At 70.8% G+C, this 8423-nt stretch carries 7 protein-coding genes; 3 read left to right on the top strand and 4 right to left on the bottom strand.

What is annotated here, in order from left to right; translation table 11 throughout:
- The coding region (locus D7W81_RS37190; protein WP_120560116.1) for a hypothetical protein at positions 1-1373 on the top strand (1373 nt) is incomplete at its 5' end.
- Positions 1374-1397: 24 nt separating this feature from the next.
- Here D7W81_RS37190 and D7W81_RS37195 read toward each other — a convergent pair.
- Positions 1398-1952, bottom strand: coding sequence for a hypothetical protein (locus tag D7W81_RS37195; protein ID WP_120560117.1), 555 nt, complete (start codon positions 1950-1952; stop codon positions 1398-1400).
- A 292-nt stretch (positions 1953-2244) separates the two neighbouring features.
- Between D7W81_RS37195 and D7W81_RS37200 the strand changes: the two genes are divergently transcribed.
- Entirely contained in the window at positions 2245-2451 is a 207-nt protein-coding gene (locus tag D7W81_RS37200; protein WP_120560118.1) for a cold-shock protein, read from the top strand.
- Positions 2452-2713: 262 nt separating this feature from the next.
- Complete coding sequence (locus D7W81_RS37205; RefSeq protein WP_242588805.1) at positions 2714-3067, top strand: hypothetical protein; 354 nt, start codon at positions 2714-2716, stop codon at positions 3065-3067.
- Between the two features lie 179 nt (positions 3068-3246).
- Here D7W81_RS37205 and D7W81_RS37210 read toward each other — a convergent pair whose 3' ends face one another.
- The 3 genes from D7W81_RS37210 to D7W81_RS37220 form a co-directional block, all read right to left on the bottom strand.
- Entirely contained in the window at positions 3247-6366 is a 3120-nt protein-coding gene (locus D7W81_RS37210; RefSeq protein ID WP_120560120.1) for an efflux RND transporter permease subunit, read from the bottom strand.
- A gap of 66 nt (positions 6367-6432) precedes the next feature.
- Positions 6433-7542 carry an efflux RND transporter periplasmic adaptor subunit gene (locus D7W81_RS37215; RefSeq protein WP_120560121.1) on the bottom strand — a complete coding sequence of 370 codons (1110 nt, stop codon included), beginning with the start codon at positions 7540-7542 and terminating at the stop codon, positions 6433-6435.
- Positions 7539-8309, bottom strand: coding sequence for a TetR/AcrR family transcriptional regulator (locus tag D7W81_RS37220; RefSeq protein ID WP_120560122.1), 771 nt, complete (start codon positions 8307-8309; stop codon positions 7539-7541). Before D7W81_RS37220 ends, D7W81_RS37215 begins: the two co-directional genes overlap by 4 nt.
- Positions 8310-8423: the final 114 nt, after the last annotated feature.

Genomic DNA, 8423 nt, shown 5'->3' on the forward strand with positions numbered 1-8423 from the left:
GGATGGCGGTGTGCGTGGGGGGACTCTTCCTCGTGGGGTGCGAGGAAGCCCGGGCCACGGCACCGCGCATCCCGGTGCTCGGCGAGGTGGGTGGACAGGTCGTGCAAGAGGGCGTGGAGGCCCACGTGTGGTCGCGGACCCTGATGGTTGGGGACCCTCAGGCTCCGCACGCGGTGGTGACCTCCAACGGGGACGTCCTCGTGGCGGCGACCTATCAAGAGCCCATTGACCTGGGGGCGGGGCCCCTGCCCTTCAATCGCAACGTCGTGGCGCCGCACCTGCTGGTGGCGCGGTATTCGCCCGAGGGCACGCTCAAGTGGGCGCGGGGCTGGACGCCGCAACATCCGGCGCGGGCCCGCGTGGGCGGCCTGGCGGTGGACGCTTCCGACAACATCTTCGTCACGGGCCTGTCCGCGGGCTTCACCCGCGACGGCGCCACGCTGCCGGAGGGGCCGTTCCTGGCCCGGCTGGACGGCGGCGGCGCGCTGGACTGGGTGCGCTCGCTGCCGGGTGAAGGCGCCGTGGCGGTGAACGGCGTCACGTCCGACCATGACGGCGGCGCGGTGCTGGTGGGGGACTTCGCCGGCGCGCGCGACCTGGGTGAGGGATTGAAGACCACGCCCCACGGCAGGCACGCGGGCTTCGCGCTGCGCGTGGGGCCCCGGGGCGAGCAGCGCTGGAGCCGCGTGTGGATGCCCGCGAGCGAGGGCGAGGTCTCCGCGCGGGCGGTGGCGGTGGATGTCTTTGGCGACGTGCACGTGGTGGGCGGCTACGCGGGGGCGGTGTCCTTTGGCGACGCCACCTTCGTCACCGTGCGCCAGCACACTCCCTTCGTGGTGAAGCTCACCCGCGACGGCGACCACGTCTGGAGCCACGACGTGCGCGGCACGGACGGCACCGCGGTGTCCGTGGCGGTGGGGGCCGACCGCGTCTTCGTGGGCGGCGGCTTCAGCGGCCGGCTGTATTTCCAGAAGACCTTCCACCGCGCGGACTCGCGCGACGGTTTCCTCTTGGCCTACGACGCGAGCGGCGGCCAGCAGTGGGCGCGCACCTTCCCCACCGGAGCCCCCATGGTCACCACCGACGAGGCGGGCCAGGTGACGGTGGCGGGCAGCCATGACGGCGGCCTCGCCCTGGGCGGAGGGAACCTGCCGCCCGGGCTGTATGTCGCGAAGCTGTTGCCGGAAGAGGGCGCGTCGCTCTGGGTCCGCGGCTTCGCGAGCCCCGGCACCGTGGCGCAGGCCCGGGCCGTGAGCGTGGACGCGTCCGGAGGCGTGCTGCTCGCGGGCGGCTTCAACCGGCCCGCGCAGGAGGAAGAAGAGGGGCCGTCACGGCGGCGCCAGGACGGCTTCCTCTTCAAGTTCAATCCCTGAGCGGGCAGCTCCAGGAACAGGCCCTCAGGCCCCGATGCCCTCGGGGTCCGTGGCCAGCTCCCCGCCCAGGTGCATGCCCGTCTGGCAGCGGTAGTCCGTGACGAGCGACGCGGCCAGCACCTTCACGCCCAGGAGCACGTGCAGCGCCGCCGCCACGGGCGAGCGCTTCGCGTACCCCAGCACGAAGGGCGCCAGCACCGCGCCCAGGCCGTAGGCGTAGTCCGCCAGCTCGTGCGCCTCGATGGGGATGAGCTTCGTGAGGCTCAGCCGGTAGTCCGTGAGGAGCGACACGCCCACCGCGGCCCCGCCCAGGGCCCAGCCGGCCGCCTTCGCCGCGCTGTCGCCGGACGCCTTCCCCACCGCCACCAGCGCCGCGCCGCCCACGTAGTCCAGCACCGAGTGCACGTCCTGCGGCACCCAGCGGCGCAACGGAAGCCGGCCGAGCAGGGGACGCGACAGGATGCCCGCCGCCGCGCTGTGGTCCCTCATCCGGCGCCACTCGCGGCGCACGGCCCCCTCCGAACGCGGGGGGACGGGGGGCAGCACTGGCGCTGGCTCCAGGCCTCGGACCTCGTACATGACGTGACTCCTCTCCCGGCCGTTGTGGCCTTGCCCGCAAACGGTAGCCACGCCCCCAGGCGCGGGCGCCGGGCCTGCCCCTCTCCCACGCCCGCCTGCCTGCGCCCGCCCATGGGAGGCCAGCCCGGCCCTCCTGGCCACCCATTGAACTGTTGGCTGCCAAGCAGGGGGGCTTCCAACCACCCTGCCCCACCGTGCAGACTTGCTTTCGCACTCAGGTCCTCACATTTCGAGAGGACCGGCCGCCCCCGGGCGGGGGTGCCGCGCCCCACCAACAAAGAGAAGACGATTCATGGCTACCGGTACCGTGAAGTGGTTCAACGATGCGAAGGGCTTTGGCTTCCTCACGCAGGACGGCGGTGGTGAGGACGTGTTCTGCCACCACAGCGCCATCAACATGGATGGCTTCCGCACCCTGCAAGAAGGCCAGAAGGTGGAGTTCGAGGTGACGCGCGGCCCCAAGGGCCTCCAGGCACAGAACGTCCGCGCAGCGGGTTGATCCGACCCCGCTCCGGGTCCACCTGGATTCATGGAAGCCCGGCCCGCTCTCGCGGACCGGGCTTCTTCATTTTTACAACGTGCCGAGAAGGAAAAACGCGCAATCCCTTTCAAACCTTCCAGCCTCCAAGGAATCAAGGGGGGGGCTGTGAAAGTCCGAAAGACGTCTGTTAGTCTTTGGACCCGCGAGGGAGGGCGCACCCATGTTCGAAGTCACCAACGATGTCAGCCGTCGGACCATCACTGCCCGCATGAGCGGTTTCATGCGGCCCAATGAAATGAAGGAGTACGTGGCCGTCTACAAGAAGGCCACGGACAGCTACGGCGGAGGGCGGCACCTGGTTCTGGCCGACATGCGGGGTCTGCGCCCGCTGGAGCCGGAATCCGCGAAGCTGTTCTCCGAGATCGTCGACCACGGCCGCAAGAACGGCTGCGCGATGTGCGCGCACGTGTCGGACTCCACCATCGCGCGGCTGCAGACGGCCCGCGTGGCGTCGGAAGCATCCCCCAACGACGACATCACCGTGGATTGTGTGTCGCTGGAGGAGGCGCAGAACCAGCTCGCCAAGGCGCGCGTGCGCCTGCTCAACGGCGAAGGCATGTCGGCTTCGCGCTAGAGAAGTCCCGCCCGGGCAGGACGCCCGCGAACGCCCCGTCTCCGGCATGGCCCGGAGCCGGCGGCCCTCCGCGGAAGACGCCCACCCGGGACCTGTTTCATCCCCTTTGTTTCACCGTTTCACATCCAGGGCGCGGGTGACGTCACCGTCACCCGCGCCTTTCGTTCTTCCACGGGCCTTCAGGCCGCGCGGTCGTGCGCGGCGGGCGCGTCCACGGACGGCGCCGAGGGCGTCCCTGCCGCGCGGGGCTTCTTCCTGCCGAAGGACAGCTTCTCCATGGCCGCGAACACCACCGGCACCACCAGCAGCGTGAGGAAGGTGGAGGTGATGACGCCGCCGATGACGGAGATGGCCATGGGGGCGCGGAACTCGGAGCCGGTGCCCGTGCCCACCGCGGTGGGCACCATGCCGATGGCCATCGCCGCGCTCGTCATGAGGATGGGGCGCAGGCGGCGCGGGCCGGCCTTGAGCAGGGCCTCGTCCACGGAGTCGCCCTCGCGCAGGTGATGGAGGGCGCCGTCGATGAGGAGGATGGCGTTCTTCGTCACCAGGCCCATCAGCAGGATGACGCCAATCATGGCGCCCATGCTCAGGTGGTAGTTCGTGACGACGAGCCCCAGCAGCGCGCCCACGAGCGCCAGCGGCAGCGACACCATGATGGTGAACGGGTGCTTGAAGGACTCGAACTGGCTGGCGAGCACCATGTAGATGAAGACGAAGGCCAGGCCGAACGCGATGCCGAACGCGTCGTTCTGCTCATCCAGGCTCTTCATCTGGCCGTCGTAGACGATGGCGTAGCCGGGCGGCAGGGGCTTCTGCGCGATGGCGGCCTTGAGCTTCGTGGCCACGTCACCCAGCGCGGCGCCCTTGGCCAGCTGGGACACGACGGCCACCTGGCGCTCGCGGTTCTCGTGCTCGATGACGCTGGGGCCGTTCTTGAGGGACACCTCCGCCACGTCCGTCACCTGGTGCAGCCCCCTGGGCGTGGCCACCATCAGCTGGCGCACGCGCTCCGGGGTGGCGCGGTCCTCCTGGCGCAGGCGCACGCGGATGTCCGTCTCGTCCGTGCCCTCGCGCAGCTTGGCGGACACGTCACCGTCGATGGCGAGCCGCAGCTGCATGGCGAGCGCCCCGGCGGACAGGTCCATGTCCGCGGCGCGCGCGCGGTCGATTTGAATCTGGAGCTCCGGCTTGGCGGGGTTGGAGTCCACGCGCACGTCGGAGGTGCCCAGGGTGCGCAGGATGCCCGCGACGCGCTCGGCCTCCTCGTTGACGCGCGTCAGGTCCGGGCCCACCACGCGGACCATGATGGGGTACCAGTCCCCCAGGCCTTCGATGGACGGCGGGTCGGACAGGGTGATGGCGGTGGAGACCAGGTTGGGGACCAGCAGCGCGCGGGCCTCCTCCTTGAGCGTGCCGATGCTCTTGGTGCGCTGGTCCTTGCCCACCGTGAGCACGCGCATGCGCGCCTTGTAGACGTCTCCGTTGGGCCCGACGGTGGTGTAGATGTCCGTGATTTCCGGAATCTTCTTGAGGAGGACCTCCGCCTCCGCGGCGCGCTCCGTGGTCTGCGCGAGGTTGGAGGAGTCCGGCAGCTGCAACTCAACGATGAGCTGCGAGCGGTCCTCCGCGCTCATGAACTCCACGCCCAGGCGGCTGGCGGCGCCGAAGGACAGCACGAGCGCCAGCACGGTGAGGCCCGCGGTGGCCCACTTGTGGCGCAGCACCCAGCCCAGGATGCGCGCGTAGGTGTTCTCCGTGGCCTCCAGGAAGCGGCGCAGCGCGCGGAACACGGCGGGCTCGTGGTGGACCTCGCCCGGCTTGCGCGCCTTGGCGAAGCGGGCGGACAGCATGGGGTCCAGCGTGAAGGAGATGAACAGCGAGATGAGCACCGCCACGGAGATGGTGATGCCGAACTGCTTGAAGAACTGACCCACGATGCCGGGCATGAAGGCCACGGGGATGAACACCGCCACCAGGGACAGCGTGGTGGCGAGCACCGCCAGGCCCACGTCCCGCGTGCCGTTGGACGCGGCGCTCATGGGGTCCTCGCCCTGCTCCAGCCGGTGGGTGATGGCCTCACGCACCACCACCGCGTCGTCGATGAGCAGACCGATGGCCAATGACAGCGACAACAGCGTCATCTGGTTGAGCGAGTAGCCCAGCACGTACATCACGAAGAACGTGCCGATGACGGACGTGGGCAGCGCGAGCGCGGAGATGAACGTGCCGCGCGGGTCCAGGAGGAACATCAGGATGATGAGGACCGCCATCAGGCCGCCGAAGATGAGGGCGATCCACACCTCGTGGGTGTTGGCGCGGATGAGGTCCGACTGGTCGATGAGGAGCGTGGCCTGGAAGCCCTGCCCCACCACCGGCCCCATCTGGGCGAGCGTCTTCTTCACCGCGTCGCTGACGCTCACGGTGTTGGAGCCCGGCTGCTTCACGATTTCCAGCACCACGGCGTCGCGGGCGTTGAGGCGCGCGGTGGTGCGGCGCTCGGCGACGCCGTCCGTGACGGTGGCGATCTCCTCCAGGCGCACCTGGGCGCCGGTGCCGCTGCGCGCGATGGGCAGCTTGCGCAGGTCCTCCACGCTGGTGAACTCACCCATGGCGCGCACGGTCAGCTCGTTGGGCCCCAATTGCAGACGGCCCGCGGGCAGGTTGAGGTTCTCCGTGCCAATGCGCTGGGACACCTGGGACGGCGTGATGCCCACCGCGCGGGCCTTGTCCAGGTCGATGTCGACCTGAATCTCCCGCGTGTCGCCGCCGGTGATGCGCACCTCCGCCACGCCCGCCAGCTGCGCGAGCGCGGGCTTGATGCGGTCATCCAACAGCTTGCGCAGCGTCTGGGACGTCATGTCCGCGGACACCGCGTAGGTGAGGATGGGCGCGGCGGACAGGTCCACGCGGCTGACGATGGGCGCGTCCGCGTCCGTGGGCAGCTTGTTGACGGCCTGCCCCACCTTGTCGCGCACGTCCTGCACGGCGGTGTCCAGGGCGGTGCCCAGCGTGAAGGACACCACCACGGTGCCCACGTTCTCACGGCTGAAGGAGTGGATTTTATCCACGCCGCTGATGCCGGCGACCGCGTCCTCCAGGGGCTTGATGACCTGGGTCTCGATTTCGCCCGGGCCCGCGCCTTTGTAGATCGTGTTGACCACCACCACGGGGAAGCTGACGTCCGGGTAGAGGTCGGTGCCCAGGCGCTTGAGGCCCATCAAGCCCAGCACGATGAGCAGCAGGGACAGCATGGCCGTGAACACCGGCCGTCGGATGGAGACGTCGCTGAGAATCATTGGAAGTGCTCACGCACGCCGCGAGACCGCCCGAGGACGGCTACGGCGAAAAGGGGCGGCTTGCGGCTACTTCACGGAGACGCGGGTGCCGGGGGACAGGGAGGGCGTGGGGAAGTCCACCACCTGCTGGAGGACGGCCGCGGCGCGCACCACCACCTCGCGGTCGCGGCGCTCCAGCACCTGCACGTCCACGCGCTGGAGGGCGCCGTCGCTGACGATGAGGACGTGGTCCCCGTTGGAGGAGGACAGCGCCGTCGTGGGGAGCAGCTGCGCGTCCTGCGTCTCGCCCAGCTTCAGCATGGCGCGCGCCAGGGTGTGGGCCACGAAGCGGCCGTCCGCGTTGGGCACGGCGATCTCCACCGGGATGCGGCGGGTGGTGGGGTCCGCGGAGGGAAGGATGGTGCGCACCACGGCCTCGTCGGTGGACGCGCCGTTGCCCAGCGACGCCACGCGCACCTTCACGCCGGGCTTGAGCAGCGCGCGCGCGCCTTCCGCCACGGTGGTGCGGAAGATGAGCGTGTCCAGCTGCTCCAGCGTGAAGAGGGGCGAGCCCGGCCCCACCGTGGCGCCCGTCTGGTCCGGGGACTCGATGAGGGTGCCCGCGAAGGGCGCCTTCAGGTCGTGCCGGCGGCGCGCGGCGCGGGCCTGCGCCAGCTGCGCCCTGGCGGCCATCACCTGGGCCTGGGCCTGCGCGGCGGCGGCCACGGCGCTCTTGTGCTGCTGGGCGCTGACGCCTCCGCCCGCGTTGAGCTGCTCGGTGCGCTCGGCGGCGTCCTTCGCCATGGAGGCGCCAGCCTCCGCGGCGGCGACGGCGGCCTCCGCGCCAGCCACCTGAGCGTCCACGATTTCGGAGTTGAGCTGGGCCAGCGTGTCGCCCTTCTTCACGGCCTGGCCCTTGTGGGCGCGGACCGCCTCCAGCCGGCCGCCCACCTCGAAGCCGACCTGGAGGCCCTGGGCGGGATACAGCGTGCCCGTCACCTCCTCCGACTGGGAGGCCTGCACGCCGCGCGCGGCGACGACCTTCACGGCCGGCATGGGCTTGTCCTGCCCGGGGGCCGCGGCGGCGGCGGGCGGCGCGGACGCATCCGCCTTGTCGCAACCGGTGAGCGCGAGCGCGGCGGCCATGCCCAGGGCGGTGAAGGCACGGGAGGCAGAGGGCTTCGTGGACGGTTTCACGGGCGTTTCCTTGGCGGGCGGTGCGGGTTGGCCGCGCGGGCGTGGCGCCGGCGCGTGGAAGGCGGAGGGGAGGACCGGGCGGAGACGGCGGCGGGGGGCACGGCCTGGGACACAGGCTCCCTGGGCAGCGTGCCTTCGTGCATCAGGCGCTGGAGGCCCACGGCCCAGCTGGACAGGTCCGGCTTGTGCGTCAGCCGCCCCATGCGCCGGGCCAAGAGCAGATACGTGCCCACGACGAAGGAGCCGAAGAGGCTGGGGTCCACGTCCGGGGTGTCCGGCTGCTGCCCTCGCAGGTGGCGGTACTCCCGGGCAATGCGCTCCACCTCGCGGTCCACCACGTCCCACATGACGGATTCGAAGGCGGTGCCCTGGCTGCCCACGATGAGCGCCGTGACCAGCTCACGCTGGTCCCACATGAGCTCCAGCATCTCCACGTCCAGCGCTGCCTCCAGGCGCAGGAAGACGCGGTAGCGCTCCGAGCGCGCGGCGACGTCGGCGGGGCCCGGCATGCCGTGCTCGGCGCGGAAGCGCTCCATGCGGTCCAGGCGCTGCGTGGCCAGCCGCTCCAGCGCCTCCAGGAAGCCCTGCACCAGCGCCGCGAAGAGGGCCTCCTTCGACGGGAAGTGCAGGTAGAAGGCGCCCTTGGACAGGCCGCTGGCGGCGGTGATGTCGCTGATGCGCGCGCCCTTCACGCCCCGCTTCGCGAACTCCGCCCGCGCGGACGCGATGAGCGCGCTGCGGGCTTTGGGGTCGGCGGGACGGGGCATGGCGGGCCATTCCTAACCCGCCGGTCAGAAATAGAACAGTCGTTGCTGAACGCCGGGTCAGGAATCCGAGGGGCGTGTCGGCGGGGGGCGCACGAGGGCGGAGCAGAGCGGACA

Source organism: Corallococcus aberystwythensis, from assembly GCF_003612165.1.
In the GTDB taxonomy this organism is placed as follows: Bacteria; Myxococcota; Myxococcia; order Myxococcales; family Myxococcaceae; genus Corallococcus; species Corallococcus aberystwythensis.